The sequence below is a fragment of the Leptolyngbya sp. UWPOB_LEPTO1 genome (genome assembly GCF_017302695.1).
GTDB lineage: Bacteria > Cyanobacteriota > Cyanobacteriia > Leptolyngbyales > Leptolyngbyaceae > Leptolyngbya > Leptolyngbya boryana.
In genome coordinates this window covers 60,563-74,926 of sequence record NZ_JAFLCJ010000026.1, presented here as the reverse complement: position 1 = coordinate 74,926, position 14,364 = coordinate 60,563, and the positions used below count along the sequence as shown (strand labels likewise).

The following is a 14,364-nucleotide window of genomic DNA, read 5'->3' as shown; positions in this document are numbered from 1 at the left end:
TGTCTACGGAGTGACGACCAGTAATGCTTTCCACCCAGTGATGATCAGCCAGGGTCTTGCAATCAATTGCTTTCAATGTGTGCGTGTCTGGTACAGAGAATAAGCTTCATCGGAGAAAGTAATGAAATGATCTACCTGGTTTACTTTCCTGTATCTAGCGCTTGGAGTTTGCCTGACGGCGATCGCGCTTGAGAGTCAGAACTGGACGATGGAAGCCATGTTACAAGCGTTTTCGTGGCTATTAGCCGTCTTAATACTTGCAGAAATCATTGTGATTACATGGCAAGTAATCCTGAACATTAGTATCTAAATCAGAACAAGTCACACCATGAATAAGCCCGAGTTTTTTGTTACCCCCGGCTATGGGGAATACATGCTGAATAACTTGCATTACTCGCAAGCGGTAAAGATTGGCGATCGCGTAGAGACATCCGGTCAAGGTGGCTGGAATGACAACCTACAAATTCCTGAATCGCTCGCGGACGAGATTGCTCAGGCGTTTCGGAACGTGGAGCAAACCCTGGCAACTGCCGGGGCGGGTTGGGAGCACGTTGTCCACGTCAATTCTTACCATGTTGGCGGGTTGCCCCCAGAGGTTAACGATGTGATGGTCAGGCTATATCGCCATTACATGCCCAACCATGCCCCAATTTGGACACAGGTAGGAGTCGCGGCTCTTGGACTTCCAACGATGCGAATTGAAATCCGCGTTACTGCAATTATTCCATGAGTTTCGTATCAGTGGCAGCAGAGGCGGCTCCGTTAAAGTATCCACTTGAACAGAGGAAAAATTTAGATGTCAAACAACAGTAAAGCCATCTTAGAAGCGGCAAACGCGGCGATCGCCCAAGGCAACTATGAAAGATTTTTGTCGTTCTGCACCGACGACAACGATCCTGATGCACTAGACGTTCTGGAACCGTGTTCGGGCGATCGCCCACCTTAGAGAATCAGAGTAAGTGCTGATCTCATCGGTATCCAGTTGCATCAGCAGGTTTGCCCATTTCTGTTACCTCCTGAATGTAACGCCAAGCATCCGGTTGAGAACCATCCAAATCAGTAAAACCATACACCTTGGCAAGTTGACCACTGGAAAGCGATTGACCATTCCAACGGGCGACCTCCGGATCAACTGCCAGATGAGCAACGGCACGTCCAACAAAGTGGGGTGTTTCGGAAACGATGAAGTGCGGTTCCTTGACTGCCGCATCCTGCCAGTTCGCTTCACTCACACCAAAACTATCCAGCATCATTTCCGATCGCAACCAACCGGGAGTCAGGCACACTGCTGTACAGCCATGCGGTTGAAGCTCTTGCGCTAATGCCCACGCCATCCGAATAATTGCATTCTTTGCGACATCATAAATTAAGGCTTGCCGATAGTGCCCATTGTTGTAATCTGCTGTTCCATCGGTGAGTTCAACGACGAATCCTCCTGGATTCTGGATCAGCAGTGGCAGGGCAAAGTGACTGGTAATGAGATGAGTCTCAATCGTCGATCGTAACAGGCGTAATCCCCGGTCTAAATCAACTTCCCAAATGGGGTTATCAAACTCGGCAAAATGTTCTGCTCCAATATCATTTACCAAAATATCTAACCGCCCTTGCTCTTGCTCCACACGAACGATAAGCGATCGCACCTGTTCTGGGTCTAAATGATCCACTTGAACGGCAATGCCCTTTCCACCAGCTTGAGTCACTAACTCTGCGGTTTCCTCGATGGTTTCTGGGCGATCGTAATCTGATCGTTGGGTACGGGTGCTTCGTCCTGTCACATACACGATCGCTCCGGCTGCACCCAGTTCGGTTGCAATGCCTCGCCCTGCTCCACGAGTGCCTCCCGCCACGATCGCTACTTTATCTTGTAGTAGTTGCATAATGACCTCTCAAAATTGTTCTAAAAAGTAAATTCAATTCACTGTTCTTGGGATAGTTCATTTGCTTATCGAGATGCAGAGCCAGCATTGAGTTGGTTTATCAGTCCCATCACATCATTTTTTACCCAGCTATCGGTGATCCGACCGTCAACAATTCGCACGATCGTCATCCCCGTCATTGCTACGACGTTACCTGTTGCAGGTATCCCAAAGATTTCTCCCTGATGCGTTCCGCGCGTAGTGGCGCGTGAGCAAACTTGATCGCCTTCAGCAATTTGGTCGTCGATCGTAATCTCTAGGTCAGGAAACGCGGCACGAAACATAGACACGACTTGCCTAATCCCCTCAGCCCCTGGTAACGTTCCGGGTGGTGCTTCATGATAAACATAAGACGGAGACAGAAGCTCATCCAACAGATCCACTCTCCCTTTGTTAAATACCTGTTGGATATAACGTCGATAGATGGCTTTGTTGCGTTCAAGCGTGTCATTGGTCGTCATTAGCTTTCCCCCAACGGTCATGCTCACAGCATAAGGGCGACTTCATGACACCCCCTGTCATATTTCGGCGTTAGTGTAGAAGAAGTTGCCAGGGTTCCAGAAATCGTTATGCGTGCCGATCGTCTCCTCTCTATCCTAATGCTGTTGCAGGTTCATCCTCGCTTAACCACACGAGAACTGGCAGAGCGACTGGAAGTGTCTGAGCGTACCATTCATCGAGATATGGATGCTCTCAGCAGTGCAGGAGTTCCAGTAGTGGCAGAACGGGGTAAGGGTGGTGGATGGGGGTTGTTGGAGCAGTATCAAACCACGCTGACCGGACTCAACCTGGCAGAAATTCAGGCGTTATTTGTGCCAAAGTCGCCCCATCTACTTGCAGATTTAGGGTGGGGTCAGGCGTTTGAAGCTGCGTTACTCAAGCTTCTAGCCGCCTTACCCGCCGCCAATCGTCAGCAAGCAGAAATAGTGAGCCAGCGCATCCACGTTGACCCAACTGGATGGCAGCACTGGGATGAAGAAATGTCAGCATTTCCGGTTTTGCAAGCCGCCATTTGGCAGGAACGGCAAGTTTTGTTGAGCTACGAACGCGGAAACGGTCAGCGAATTGAACGATTGGTCAACCCGTTGGGATTAGTTGCCAAAGGAAGTGTCTGGTATCTGGTCGCGGCAGTGGATGAAGACGTGCGCTCTTACCGCATTTCACGAGTGCAGAATGCCGTGCTGCTGGATTCTCATTGTATTCGTCCAGTTGGGTTCAATTTAGCTAACTATTGGCAGCGATCGATGATGGAGTTCAAAGCAAATCTCCCTTACTATGGCGTAACGGTGCGAGTTGCTCCAGAGGCAATGCCCTGGCTACGTTATGCGGGGTACTTTGCTCGTATCGAACAGATGATTGATGCCCCCGATGCTGATAGGTGGGTTCATATCTCACTTCGGTTTGATATTGAGAAAGCAGCTTGCGCCTATGTATTGGGGTTTGGTGGACAGATGGAAGTAATTGAACCCCTAGAGTTACGCGATCGCGTGTTGCAAGCAGCAAAAGAGGCGATCTCACTTTATACCAAAGGCATGGCTTAATGATTCACTTGATAGTGCACCAACATGAAACCGTTCTTATAAATTTTGCTGTCGGTGAATTCCAGAGAAGTGAGTGGAATCTTTCCAGAGAAGAGTGGAATCCCTGAACCAAGGAGAAAGGGATGTACTTTCAAAACCACCTCATCGATCGCTGGAAACAGAACAGTGGCTAAATCTCCACCCCCACACAACCAAATACCTTTACCCGATCGCTGCTTGAGTGCTTGAACAAAGGTAGCTGGATCAGATGAAACCAGTTCAACGGCAGGATCGGGGCTTTGCTGAAGAGTACGGGAAAAAAGATACTGCTTCATGTGCGGGTAGGGATTTGTAATTCCCTCTTTAACGCCAACTTCGTAAGTTCTGCGTCCCATCAAAACGCTATCAAAGTGCTGATTCTCAACCGTAATGCCTAACATTCCTCGCAAATGATCTGGAATCGTTTCAGGAAAAGTAGAAAGCAAATCCGCAACGTGTTCTCCCTCCATTAGAAAGAAATCAAACGAACCATCTTTACGGGCAATAAAGCGATCGACCGTACAAGAAATTAGATAAATGAGTTTAGACATACACAGTACCCTCTCAAATCACCGTCTTAACTCACTTCACCCAACCAGGTGAGAGCAAAATTTATCTGTCTTTGGATAGATCGTTGATCACTGCTTGTTCAGCAACTCATCTCAGGAAGGTGATAGGGCTGCAAGAATAAGATAGCGAGACGATAGAGCATTTTCCTAATTTATAAAGGGTCTGAAGAAATCAATCTGTGAATTAGGAGAAACAAATGGCACAGTTGCTACACATTGATGCAAGTCCCCGTGGAGAGCGTTCTCATTCTCGTCGTATGACTCGTGAGTTTGTCCAACAGTGGCAACAGAGCCATCCCAATGATGCGATCGCTTATCGAGATGTGGGTCGCAATCCCATTCCCCATGTCTATGAAGCCTGGATTGCAGCAGCTTTTTCATTGCCCGAACAATACACCCCCCGACTCCAGGAAGCGATTCGCCTCAGTGATCAACTGGTAGACGAATTTCTGGCAGCAGATATTTATGTCATCGGTGTTCCCATGTATAACTTTAGCGTTCCCAGCGGATTCAAGGCGTATATCGACCAAATTGTTCGCATCGGGCGCACCGTTGATATTGAATCCAATGAGTCTGGGAATGTGTATACACCGCTCGTCCTCGACAAGAAAATGTATATCATTGAAGCACGGGGGGATTCTGGCTTTCAACCAGGTGGACGCTACGAAGGCATGAACCATCATGACCCTTACCTCGCAACCGTTTTCGGGTTTATGGGTATCACAGATATTACCTCTGTTCACGTCGAAAATGATGAGTCTGGTGGACAAACGTTAGCAGAATCAATTGCCAATGCTCGTCACAAAATCGCTGAGCTAGTTGCTGCATAGGAGTAAATGCTGGTTATGGTAGGAATTACATATCTGTATATTCTGAAACTATTTGCAGCCCTTGGGTGTGGGGTGATCGCTGGAGTATTCTTCGCCTTCTCAACCTTTGTTATGAACGCTCTGGCTCAACAACCTCCCGCTCAGGGAATTGCCACGATGCAATCCATCAACATTACGGTGATTAATCCCTGGTTTATGGCTGCATTTCTGGGGACGAGTCTTGTTTGTCTGATTTTAATTGCCTTTTCACTCCTCCGATGGCAACAACCCGGTACTGCTTATTTGCTGGTCAGTGCTTTGTTCTACCTGATCGGTTGTTTTGGAGCGACAATGGTGTTTAACGTTCCGCTGAATGATGCGTTAGCTGCTGCCAATCCCAACAGTCCAGAAGGTGCAAATCTCTGGGCTAGATACCTGACGAATTGGACGTTTTGGAATCATGTGCGGGCGATCGCCGCATTCATCGCAGCCGCCTTATTCACAATGGCACTCAATGCTTCACCAAAACCGTAGAGTCCGATGAATTCACTGGAATATACGATTCTTTGGCGCAGATTAGATTGTCCTGGACACGATAGTTGTTGTCTCTGGAAGTCTGGTGATGGTTGGCAATTATCTGGAACAGCCATCTTCTTGTTTGAGCAACAGCCTTGTCTTTTATCCTATGAAGTGAATACTGATAGCAACTGGGAAACCCGCACCGCAAATATTTCAGGTTATATCGGTAGATCAATCATTGCTCTGACAATTACTCGTACTCCAAATAATCGTTGGAGTATCAATGACAAAGAATTACAGAACGCAGCAGACTGCATTGATTTAGATCTAGGATTTACTCCAGCCACTAATTTGATTGCCATTCGTCGGTTGGCGTTGGCGGTTGGAGCGCGATCGCCAGCCCCTGCTGCATGGCTAGATTTTCCAGACTTCATGCTGAAACGATTGGAACAACACTACCACCGATTATCCCACGATAGCTACAAGTACACATCGCCCGATGCAGGCTATGCCAATGTTTTAGAAGTAGATGATTATGGGGCAATCACTCGTTATCCTCAACTTTGGGCGCAGGAGATATGAACATCAAACTCGCTTAGCAGAAGATAAAGGGACAGGATGACCAATCAAGGATGACTCTCGCAGATTCTCATTCTCCGATAAATCAACCATGTTGCGACGTTTTTCTTCCAGTTCCAACTTAGTCCTGATCGGCATCATTTTGATTGCGATCGCCTTCATTATTCTATTTTTTCTACCGTCAATTGTTAGCCTTCGTCTTAATCTATTAATCTCGTCACTGGTTAATCAACGCGGTAGCGTCTTAACGGATAGTCCAGAGATCATTGCCTTAAGAAAAATCATTGCTGACAGTTATCTTCTTCAAAACGCTTATCTCCTCTTAACGGGTATTGTTTTGCTAGCTGCCGGACTATTCAAACAACCCAATCGCTAGAACATATCCGAGAATCACGCCCGCAAGCTCAAAATTTCTCAAGCCAGGAGGAATATGAGCGACGTATGAGAATTCCTCTCTTCCTGTTTATTTCAGCACGTAAATCAATTCACGCTTCCCCAGCCCGCCTCTCTCACAAACCAACAGGAAAGCGATAGAACTTAAGGAGTACATGACGAACCATCTAACTTATGGAACCCTACATCAGCTTGATTACGCTCGGAGTTTCTGACCTTGTTCGCTCCACTGCCTTTTACAAGCAGGGGTTGGGTTTACCTGCGAAAGAAGAGTTTGAGGGTGTGACTTTTTTGAATCTTAGAGGAACCTGGTTGGCTCTTTATGCGCGTGAGGCACTTGCAGCCGATGCTCACATTTCAGCAGCAGGAAGTGGTTTTTCAGGGTTTACTCTGGCACACAATGTGAAGTCGAAGGAAGCGGTCGATGCCGTCCTTGAACAAGCAAGAGCGGCAGGAGCTATCATGCTCAAACCTGCACAAGATACTGATTGGGGTGGATATTCTGGCTACTTCGCCGATCCAGATGGTTACCTGTGGGAAGTCGCCTGGAACCCTCATTTTGATTTGACCAATAGATAGCTGTTCATTGGGTAGGAAGCTGTGGAGATTATCACCAAACGATTTCTTCTACGTGATTTTGTTCAGGAGGATGAGCCTGCATTCCTTGCCTATCATGCTGACCCTCGTTATGCCGAGTTCTGTTCACCGGAAGAAGTGACACCTGACTTTACTGATCAACTGTTTCAACGGTTTATGGAGTGGGCAACCGACGTTCCGCGATGCAATTACCAGTTAGCAGTCATCGATCGCCGCAATCTGGAATTAATTGGCTGTGGTGGATTGCGGCAGGATAATGATGCTACTGGGCAGGCAGAACTTGGCATTGAGCTAGCACCTCTGTACTGGGGGCGTTATGCCTATGCGATCGAAATCGGGAAAGCACTGATTGATTTTGGGTTCCGCAATTTGGGACTGGAGGAAATTATCGGTATTTCTGTGAGTGCTAACCTGAGAGTATCCCGGCTAGCAGAACGTTACGGATTCCAGGTGCTCGATGCACAACCGGGTTCTGACTGGATGCAGATGCAGGGGTGGAGCCAGATTAAGTGGCAGCTTACCAGAGAATCATGGGAGCATTTATTTCCTTTGCCCCGTTCGGTTAATTGAGCTTGTTGGAAGAGGAAGCAACGTAATTCAAGATATTCCACCTCGCATGATTGGTTTTGGGCTATTTCCTCCCCACGTGCAGGTTTAGAGATTAGGAGATGTTTTATGGAAAAACAAATTGTTCATCTGTTTGTATTTAACACGCTTGCTGACTGGGAAACAGGATATGCCGTCGCTGGAATCAATAATCCAGATATGCAAAAACAGCCGGGACAGTATCAGATCCAAACGGTTGGTTTAGACGCTGAACCTGTCGCCACAATCGGCGGACTCACAATTCTTCCTGATATCACCCTCGATGAATTGGAACCGGGAGCTATGCTGATTTTGCCAGGTGGCGAAGCTTGGGATAGAGGTGAAAACTCGAAAATTCTGGAGTCTACGAAAGCATTGTTGGCAGCGAATATTCCGGTTGCTGCTATCTGTGGTGCAACCGCAGGATTTGCACGTGCTGGCATTCTGGATGATATTCCTCACACCAGCAATGCCCCAGAGTATCTGCAAGTAACAAATTATCGAGGGGCAGCCCTGTATCAAAATCAGCCCGTTGTTACTTCCGGTAATGTCATTACAGCGAACTCCACTGCACCCCTTGAGTTTGCCTACCACATCTTCAAGAAACTCGACCTTTACGAGCCTCCCGTCTTAGAAGCCTGGTATAGGCTATTCAAAACGGGGGATGCCTCGTACTACTTCACGCTGGAACAGCTAACCACTTGACCTATTTTCAAGTGAGGCGATCTAAACGATCTATTCTGGAAAAAGAGACGCGATCGCGTAAGTTGACTAGCGATGATGAAAGACAGAATGAGGTTGCGCTACAGATTACTTCTGCTAGGGACGTTGATTGTGCTGGTGTTCCAACTCAGAGCAAACGCGGTTCAGCCAAGCCTTGAGATGAAAATCGATCGCTTCATTACTCACCAGATGACCACTCAACACATTCCTAGTCTAGCTTTAGCAATTACCCACGAAAATCAGGTGATGTATGTCAAAGGCTATGGTAAAGCGATCGCTCAGCAACCTGTCACGCCACAAACCCCATTTCCGATCGCCTCACTGAGCAAATCCTTTACAGCGATCGCTGTGCTGCAATTAGTAGAAGCTGGGAAAATTGATTTGGATGCCCCTGTGAAACAACACCTGCCAAACTTCACTCTGGCTGATACTAAAACGGCTGATCTAATCACGATTCGTCACTTACTGAATCACACCAGTGGGTTATCTGACCTGAGCTTTTCAGAAGCATTTCTACCCCAACCCACTACACATGCAGAGCGAATACAGAGTTTGCAAAAAGCTCGTCCTGTTGCGGTTCCTGGAACCCAATTTCACTATTTCAATCCTAACTATGATGTCTTGGCACGAGTTGTGGAAGTGGTCAGCGGTCAATCTTTTGGAGAGTATTTGCGATCGCACATTTTCATCCCGCTTCAGATGTCCCAGACATTTCATGCCACAACAATGGCTGAGGCACTTCAGCGCGGTGATCGTATGGCAACGGGACATCTAATGGCGTTCGCAATCCCGTTTGCGGCTCAAGAACTATCGGGCTATCTGGGCGGCAATGCTGGCGTTATTTCTACGGCAGAGGATATGGCGAAGTATCTGATTTTGCACACGAATGAGGGACGGTTTGAAGACAAGCAATTTCTAACTTTAGACAGCATGGCTCTCATGCATACGCCACCACCGCAAATTAAAAGTCCTTATGCAATGGGATGGTTTGTCACAACGGAAAATGGCAGAAAGATTCTCCAACATAATGGTATTTTGTCTACGTTCTACACCGATGTTGCGGTATTACCGAACGAAAAGTACGGTATTGCTCTGCTCTACACCATTAGTGCAACGTCGCTCATTGCGTTTGCACTACCGCAAATTAAAGCGGGATTAATTCAATTACTGACAGATGGAATGCTTCCTCCAGATAGTTTTAACATTAATCTCTGGGGTATCAGTCTCGCAATCTTGACAACTATTGGTGTAGCATTAGCGATTCGTAGTCTACTGTATTTTCCTCAGTGGAAACGAAAGACCCGCGCAACATCTAGATGGCAAATTCTATTGGGTATTGCATGGATGTTTTTCCCGTTAGTTGTCATGCTAGCGATGCCTTGGCTAGTAGGGATGATGAGCGATCGCATTTTCAACTACCAACAACTCTTCCGAGCCATGCCAGATGTGATGCTTTGGCTAGGTCTGTGTGCAGGATTGGGTTCCATCAACGGAACGATCCGTCTGATCGCTTGTGCTAATGATAGGCAGTCGAAGGAAAGCGGAAGATGAGCAAGCCTAATGTGGTACGAAAGTTTTTCAGTTCCCATTAAAAGCTTTGCCGCTTCAATTAATTAACTTTGTCTATGCCCAGGTACCTAGAAGAGTCGATCCGCTGGGTGCAACAGATGGAAAATACCTATCGCACGATCCTAACCAAGCAGCGTCCAATTGTAGAGAGTGATTCCATCTTTGAAACAGCTTTAGTCAGAGCTTGTGGCTACTGGATGTTGGATACATTAACGCGACATCTTGAATCTGCTTTACGAAAAGATCTGAATTGGGGAATTTCTACTACCCGCCAACGGATTTTGGCTCGCTTAGAAGCATTCATTACAACAACGCAAGAATTCAATTAACTTCCTGGTTTACGCGGCACTGCTAGTCGGTTGTTGGATCTGTTGCAGCAGCGTTGGAGAGGTACGCCTTCTCTCCCTGATTACCCAGCATTCAGATGACTATCGTGGAAATGAAAGATTCATACGATACCCAAATGGCAAACCCTATTGGGTATCGCATGGAGAATAAGCTTTTTTGCAGGACTTGGTTTCGTCAATGGAACAATACGGCTTATTGCTTGCGTCGATAATGGGCGGTCATGAACTGCTGCCACTGCCCATCATCGCTCAACATATGTGAGGTTAATACCCGGTGATCGTCACTCTTGAACTCGATCACATCTTTGTACTTGCCTAGCTTCTCCTCACCCGTCATGACAGGTCCATCAGAGTTGAGTGTTAGTGCAGTTTCAGAAGCATCTAGTTCACCGTCATATATCCAGAGATACGTCATCATTGAGCCAATCCAGGTGCCCACATAGCGCTGTTTCTGTGGGTCGTAGCCAAGGGTCATCAGAGTTGTTGCAGAACCACAGCCACCCATCTCACCCTGTCCTTCTGCCAATATCCAGAGTCCACCCAGAGAGCGCACCGTTTCTGTTCCCATTGATTTGACGGGAGGTTGATCAGGTTCCATCATCGCTTCGATTTCATACGTCCACTCACCAACGAGTTTCTGGAGCCACTGATGTTCTTTCTGCGGTTGAGCAGGCATAGATGGAGTTTGTTCAGTTTGAATCGTTTCCATTTTGTTCTCCTTGTGATGAATGAGAAGTGCGATCGCAGTAGATTTAACGTAGAAGTGCCGCGTTTCTATCCATAGGTCGGCTTTTGCGGATATCCAGGGGGTGAGTCTTCAAAGTCTTCCTGCCGTCCGTAGGGGGTCATATCCAGCAGGCTGTAGGAGTCAGTGAGGGATTCAACGCCACGGGCGTAGGTCGAGTAGGTGTGGAAAACATCGTCGCCTAGACGGAAGAAAACGCTGAGTCCGTGGCTCTCGCCTTGTATTACATTGGGTCCGTTTAATCGCTCTAACTCCGCCTTGTCTCGATAGTTGTATTCGGTGGGTGCAATAGTTTCATCCAGCGTGACATGGAAATCGTAGTTGAAATCACTACCAAAGGACGAATACCAGGGAATCGTCCATCCCTTCAGCGTCTTGTAGGCTTCCAACTTGGGGAACGGGGCGCGCGCGACTAACGCAAAGGTCGTATCCCGTTCATTCAGCATAGATAAATCGCCCAGCGAATGAACAAAGCCTGTGCAACCCATACAGCCCTTCTCCCACTCTGGTGCAAACATGAAGTGGTAGATGATCAGTTGAGTTCGTCCCTCAAACAAATCAACGAGTTTGGTAGAACCGTTTGATCCTTCAAAAGCGTATTCCTTGTCAAGTTTGACCATTGGTAGCCTGCGTCGTTCTGCGTTGATACGATCGCGCTGCTTAGTCAACTCTTTTTCGTGTTCAAGCAATGTTTTCCGAGCAGTCAACCACTCATCTTTTCCAACAACTTTTGGATGTGAAATTGTATTCTGAACCATTGTGAATCTCCATGAATAATAAAAAGCTCAAGCGACCTGATCGCAGTTGACCATCCACGGTGTGCCAAACTGATCAACTAACATGCCGAAGCGAACGGACCAGAACGTTTGCGCGATCGCCATTTTTACTTTGCCGTTTTCTGCCAGAGCGCGAAAAATTCTTTCTGCCTCGTCTGGGTCAGATACGCTCACCTGGACGTAGAAGCCTTGAGGGGGTTCAAAATATCCCGGTGGGCAGTCAGATCCCATAAGGAAGCGATCTTCCAGTTCAAGGCAGGCGTGCATGATTTTGTCGTGCAATTCAGCTGGAACATTTTCTGCGGAGGGTGCTTCCTTGTGAGTCATCATCATGGTGATTTTGCCACCCAGACATTGCTCGTAGAACTTGAACGCTGCCTCACAGTTTCCGTCGAACATGAGATAGGAATTGATTTTCATGACTACTTCTGGGGTTCCTTCAAAGGATTGCGTTTTTTTCCTTTGGTTTGAACTTCAAATTGCTGATGGATTGAATCTCAACGTCAAGATTTTGGAAGTCCTGCAATTTCAAGAACAGGGCGAATTTCGACCGTACCGACTCGCGCCCCTGGAATTCTATTAGCGATCGCGATCGCTTCATCCAGATCCTGAGCATTGACCAGATAGAACCCGCCCAATTGCTCACGGGTTTCGGCAAAGGGTCCATCGGTTACAAGCGATTTGCCCTCACGGACGCGAACACTGGTAGCCGTTGCAACAGGATGAAGGGGAGCAGATGCCACAAATTGTCCCTTTGCATGGAGATCCTGGGCGACCTGGGCAGACTCCACGTAGCAATGCTCGCGCTCGGTATCACTCATGGCGTTTTCGTCCATATAGATCAGCAGCAAATATTTCATTGGGTTGTCTCCTTTGTGATTCAGTCGAATGGGAATTGCCCAAATCGACACCTGACAGCAAAAATTTTGTTTAGTACAATTGAACTTTAGCTCTCTTTGTTAGTCAGTCGAACGGGAATCACCCAAATCGACATTTTGCCCAAACTTTTTTGTGTCGTTTTATGACAGGTACGGCTTCAACTCCAAAATCCGACGTTGCTCAGGCAATTGCCTCTGTCTATAAGACGGAATGGGGGCGAATTGTTGCTATCCTCATTCGCTTGTTGGGAGATTTTGATTTAGCTGAAGAAGCTGCACAAGAGGCGTTTGCAGCAGCAGTCAATCAATGGGAAACCAGTGGGATTCCCGATCTTCCTCGTGCCTGGATTATCCGAACTGCTCGATATAAAGAGATCGATCGCCTGCGACGACGAACACGACTAACCGAAAAACTAGAGTGGTACGCGGCATCAGGGTTAATTCCGTCGAGTAAAGAACCAACCTATGGCAGTGAAAAAGCCACTTTACAGTCAGGCGTGAGAAATTGCCTCAGATGATTTTTTGGGCGATCGTTGCCCCTGTGCCGCTCAGTTTCGCGATCAGCAAGTTTTTTGCTGTGTTCAGGCTGAATCGGAACTACCACGGGTTAGTGCCAGAACGGACACAGAGTCAATGTTTCACCTGAGCTGATGAATTGAGTTGCGATGGGCAGGCGCAAACGAGCAGAGGCAAATACTAGAGGAGTAAGTAATTAATCCATTGCCTACATGTTGGAAATAGCTATGAAACTGATTTCTGCTGAATCAGTTTTTGCAATATTGCCACTATGCAACGCGCATCCTTGAGTACGACTTTCGCTTTCGCTGAGAGCGATTGTATGTCTTGCCATTCATCGTCATAGTCTGCACAATTGCGGTCGTCTCTTAAACGTCTGAGAATGCTTGAAATTTTCCGATAATTTCCATCCTGTTCTTCCCCAAAAACCTTAATCACTAGTTGATGAACACTAAAATCTTCATACCGATCAAATTCAGAACGCTTTTCCACGTCACGCAAATAATTTCGCGCAAGGCAAAAAGCTGAGTAGTAGGCTCTGCTAATACAGCAGCGAAATTTCGCTTCGCAAAGCAGCGACTTCGCAGGATCAGCCTTACTCGGCTCTGCTTCATCAAATAACGTTTGCGCAACGGTCAAATAACCTTCCCAATCGAAGCTCATTCAAAGTCCAATTTGATGCATAAGCGTTCGCCCACCTCGAAAGGAGCATTTAGAAACCACTCATCTTCTAAATCGGCGAACTTTTCGTAAGACTCATTAACTTCATCTGGTTTCGCCACAATGGACAAAACCAACATCTTAAGATGCAGATCTTCTGGGTCTTGAGAAACACGTAACCGAAGAGGATTATTAGAGAAATATTTTCTGATCTCCTCATAAGACTCAATTAGAAAATTAGCTACATTCCGATGTTCGTTCAAAAATAGAAGTACAGTTTTACCATCTTTTAAGCGATATCTTTCTAAAATTCCAGCAAGGGTTATTGAAGATCGAGGCACCTGCTGAAATGCCAAGCTCTTCTCAACTACTAAATATTGAAATGCCTTGATTGTGCTGGAAGAAACTATCCAATCAGAAAATTCGCGCATCACTATTGACAAGAGCGCTTGCCGACTCAACACCTTTACTGGAGGTGTAATGTCAATTTCGATACATTTTGCCTTTTTTCGCATCATTGGCAAGGCTTTCATCTCGCTACGTTGGGTGACGAATCGAGCATCTCTGCGGAAGGTATATCCCGCATGAGGAGCATATTTTGCGTTTTTGATGCTCATTACCATC

At 46.9% G+C, this 14,364-nt stretch carries 22 protein-coding genes; 13 read left to right on the top strand and 9 right to left on the bottom strand.

Translation table 11 applies throughout. The annotated features are described in order from the left end of the window. The first annotated feature begins 328 nt into the window (after positions 1–328). Both J0L70_RS27220 and J0L70_RS27215 read left to right on the top strand, forming a co-directional pair. Positions 329–730, top strand: coding sequence for a RidA family protein (locus J0L70_RS27220; RefSeq protein WP_287456573.1), 402 nt, complete (start codon positions 329–331; stop codon positions 728–730). Between the two features lie 66 nt (positions 731–796). Beyond that, positions 797–946 carry a hypothetical protein gene (locus J0L70_RS27215; protein ID WP_017285485.1) on the top strand — a complete coding sequence of 50 codons (150 nt, stop codon included), beginning with the start codon at positions 797–799 and terminating at the stop codon, positions 944–946. A gap of 22 nt (positions 947–968) precedes the next feature. On the opposite strand, the gene J0L70_RS27210 is transcribed toward J0L70_RS27215, so the two are convergent. Both J0L70_RS27210 and J0L70_RS27205 read right to left on the bottom strand, forming a co-directional pair. Beyond that, a complete protein-coding gene (locus J0L70_RS27210; protein ID WP_287456572.1) occupies positions 969–1,877 on the bottom strand; it encodes an SDR family oxidoreductase in 909 nt (302 codons plus the stop codon). 65 nt (positions 1,878–1,942) lie between these two features. Then, positions 1,943–2,377: an ester cyclase gene (locus tag J0L70_RS27205; protein ID WP_287456571.1), complete on the bottom strand. Its 435-nt coding sequence runs from the start codon at positions 2,375–2,377 to the stop codon at positions 1,943–1,945. Between the two features lie 108 nt (positions 2,378–2,485). Between J0L70_RS27205 and J0L70_RS27200 the strand changes: the two genes are divergently transcribed. Beyond that, on the top strand, positions 2,486–3,457 hold the full coding sequence (locus tag J0L70_RS27200) for a helix-turn-helix transcriptional regulator (RefSeq protein WP_287456570.1): 972 nt from the start codon (positions 2,486–2,488) through the stop codon (positions 3,455–3,457). Here the strand turns inward: J0L70_RS27200 and J0L70_RS27195 are convergent. After that, positions 3,454–4,026, bottom strand: coding sequence for a dihydrofolate reductase family protein (locus J0L70_RS27195; RefSeq protein WP_287456569.1), 573 nt, complete (start codon positions 4,024–4,026; stop codon positions 3,454–3,456). The two genes, J0L70_RS27200 and J0L70_RS27195, sit on opposite strands and share 4 nt — an antisense overlap. Before the next feature lie 215 nt (positions 4,027–4,241). Between J0L70_RS27195 and J0L70_RS27190 the strand changes: the two genes are divergently transcribed. From J0L70_RS27190 to J0L70_RS27150, 9 genes are all read left to right on the top strand, one after another. Further along, positions 4,242–4,874, top strand: a complete 633-nt coding sequence (locus tag J0L70_RS27190; RefSeq protein WP_287456568.1) for an FMN-dependent NADH-azoreductase — start codon at positions 4,242–4,244, stop codon at positions 4,872–4,874. Between the two features lie 15 nt (positions 4,875–4,889). Next, positions 4,890–5,387 (top strand): anthrone oxygenase family protein, encoded by a 498-nt coding sequence (locus J0L70_RS27185; RefSeq protein ID WP_287456567.1) that lies wholly within the window; start codon positions 4,890–4,892, stop codon positions 5,385–5,387. A 6-nt stretch (positions 5,388–5,393) separates the two neighbouring features. Next, positions 5,394–5,954, top strand: a complete 561-nt coding sequence (locus J0L70_RS27180) for a putative glycolipid-binding domain-containing protein (protein WP_287456566.1) — start codon at positions 5,394–5,396, stop codon at positions 5,952–5,954. An 88-nt stretch (positions 5,955–6,042) separates the two neighbouring features. Next, the gene (locus J0L70_RS27175; RefSeq protein WP_287456565.1) at positions 6,043–6,327 is read left to right on the top strand and encodes a hypothetical protein; all 285 of its coding nucleotides are present in this window, start codon (positions 6,043–6,045) and stop codon (positions 6,325–6,327) included. A gap of 191 nt (positions 6,328–6,518) precedes the next feature. Beyond that, positions 6,519–6,923, top strand: coding sequence for a VOC family protein (locus J0L70_RS27170; RefSeq protein ID WP_287456564.1), 405 nt, complete (start codon positions 6,519–6,521; stop codon positions 6,921–6,923). A 21-nt stretch (positions 6,924–6,944) separates the two neighbouring features. Continuing rightward, the gene (locus J0L70_RS27165) at positions 6,945–7,511 is read left to right on the top strand and encodes a GNAT family N-acetyltransferase (protein ID WP_287456563.1); all 567 of its coding nucleotides are present in this window, start codon (positions 6,945–6,947) and stop codon (positions 7,509–7,511) included. A gap of 105 nt (positions 7,512–7,616) precedes the next feature. Next, the gene (locus J0L70_RS27160) at positions 7,617–8,231 is read left to right on the top strand and encodes a type 1 glutamine amidotransferase family protein (RefSeq protein WP_287456562.1); all 615 of its coding nucleotides are present in this window, start codon (positions 7,617–7,619) and stop codon (positions 8,229–8,231) included. 72 nt (positions 8,232–8,303) lie between these two features. Next, positions 8,304–9,800 carry a serine hydrolase domain-containing protein gene (locus tag J0L70_RS27155; RefSeq protein ID WP_287456561.1) on the top strand — a complete coding sequence of 499 codons (1,497 nt, stop codon included), beginning with the start codon at positions 8,304–8,306 and terminating at the stop codon, positions 9,798–9,800. A gap of 74 nt (positions 9,801–9,874) precedes the next feature. Further along, positions 9,875–10,147 carry a hypothetical protein gene (locus J0L70_RS27150; protein WP_017291491.1) on the top strand — a complete coding sequence of 91 codons (273 nt, stop codon included), beginning with the start codon at positions 9,875–9,877 and terminating at the stop codon, positions 10,145–10,147. A 211-nt stretch (positions 10,148–10,358) separates the two neighbouring features. On the opposite strand, the gene J0L70_RS27145 is transcribed toward J0L70_RS27150, so the two are convergent. The 4 genes from J0L70_RS27145 to J0L70_RS27130 all read right to left on the bottom strand — a co-directional run bounded on the left by J0L70_RS27145 (position 10,359) and on the right by J0L70_RS27130 (position 12,546). Continuing rightward, complete coding sequence (locus tag J0L70_RS27145) at positions 10,359–10,874, bottom strand: DUF1579 domain-containing protein (RefSeq protein WP_190650615.1); 516 nt, start codon at positions 10,872–10,874, stop codon at positions 10,359–10,361. Between the two features lie 65 nt (positions 10,875–10,939). Further along, entirely contained in the window at positions 10,940–11,668 is a 729-nt protein-coding gene (locus tag J0L70_RS27140) for a DUF899 domain-containing protein (protein ID WP_287456560.1), read from the bottom strand. A 27-nt stretch (positions 11,669–11,695) separates the two neighbouring features. Continuing rightward, the gene (locus tag J0L70_RS27135; protein ID WP_287456559.1) at positions 11,696–12,106 is read right to left on the bottom strand and encodes a VOC family protein; all 411 of its coding nucleotides are present in this window, start codon (positions 12,104–12,106) and stop codon (positions 11,696–11,698) included. 83 nt (positions 12,107–12,189) lie between these two features. Next, positions 12,190–12,546 carry a YciI family protein gene (locus tag J0L70_RS27130; protein WP_026149049.1) on the bottom strand — a complete coding sequence of 119 codons (357 nt, stop codon included), beginning with the start codon at positions 12,544–12,546 and terminating at the stop codon, positions 12,190–12,192. Between the two features lie 161 nt (positions 12,547–12,707). Here J0L70_RS27130 and J0L70_RS27125 point away from each other — a divergent pair, with 161 nt between their 5' ends. After that, complete coding sequence (locus J0L70_RS27125; protein WP_287456558.1) at positions 12,708–13,082, top strand: sigma factor; 375 nt, start codon at positions 12,708–12,710, stop codon at positions 13,080–13,082. 223 nt (positions 13,083–13,305) lie between these two features. On the opposite strand, the gene J0L70_RS27120 is transcribed toward J0L70_RS27125, so the two are convergent. Together J0L70_RS27120 and J0L70_RS27115 are read right to left on the bottom strand one after the other, a co-directional pair. Then, positions 13,306–13,743: a HEPN domain-containing protein gene (locus J0L70_RS27120; protein WP_287456556.1), complete on the bottom strand. Its 438-nt coding sequence runs from the start codon at positions 13,741–13,743 to the stop codon at positions 13,306–13,308. Beyond that, complete coding sequence (locus tag J0L70_RS27115; RefSeq protein WP_287456555.1) at positions 13,740–14,363, bottom strand: hypothetical protein; 624 nt, start codon at positions 14,361–14,363, stop codon at positions 13,740–13,742. The genes J0L70_RS27120 and J0L70_RS27115 overlap by 4 nt, the downstream gene beginning before the upstream one ends. Between the last annotated feature and the right edge of the window lies 1 nt (position 14,364).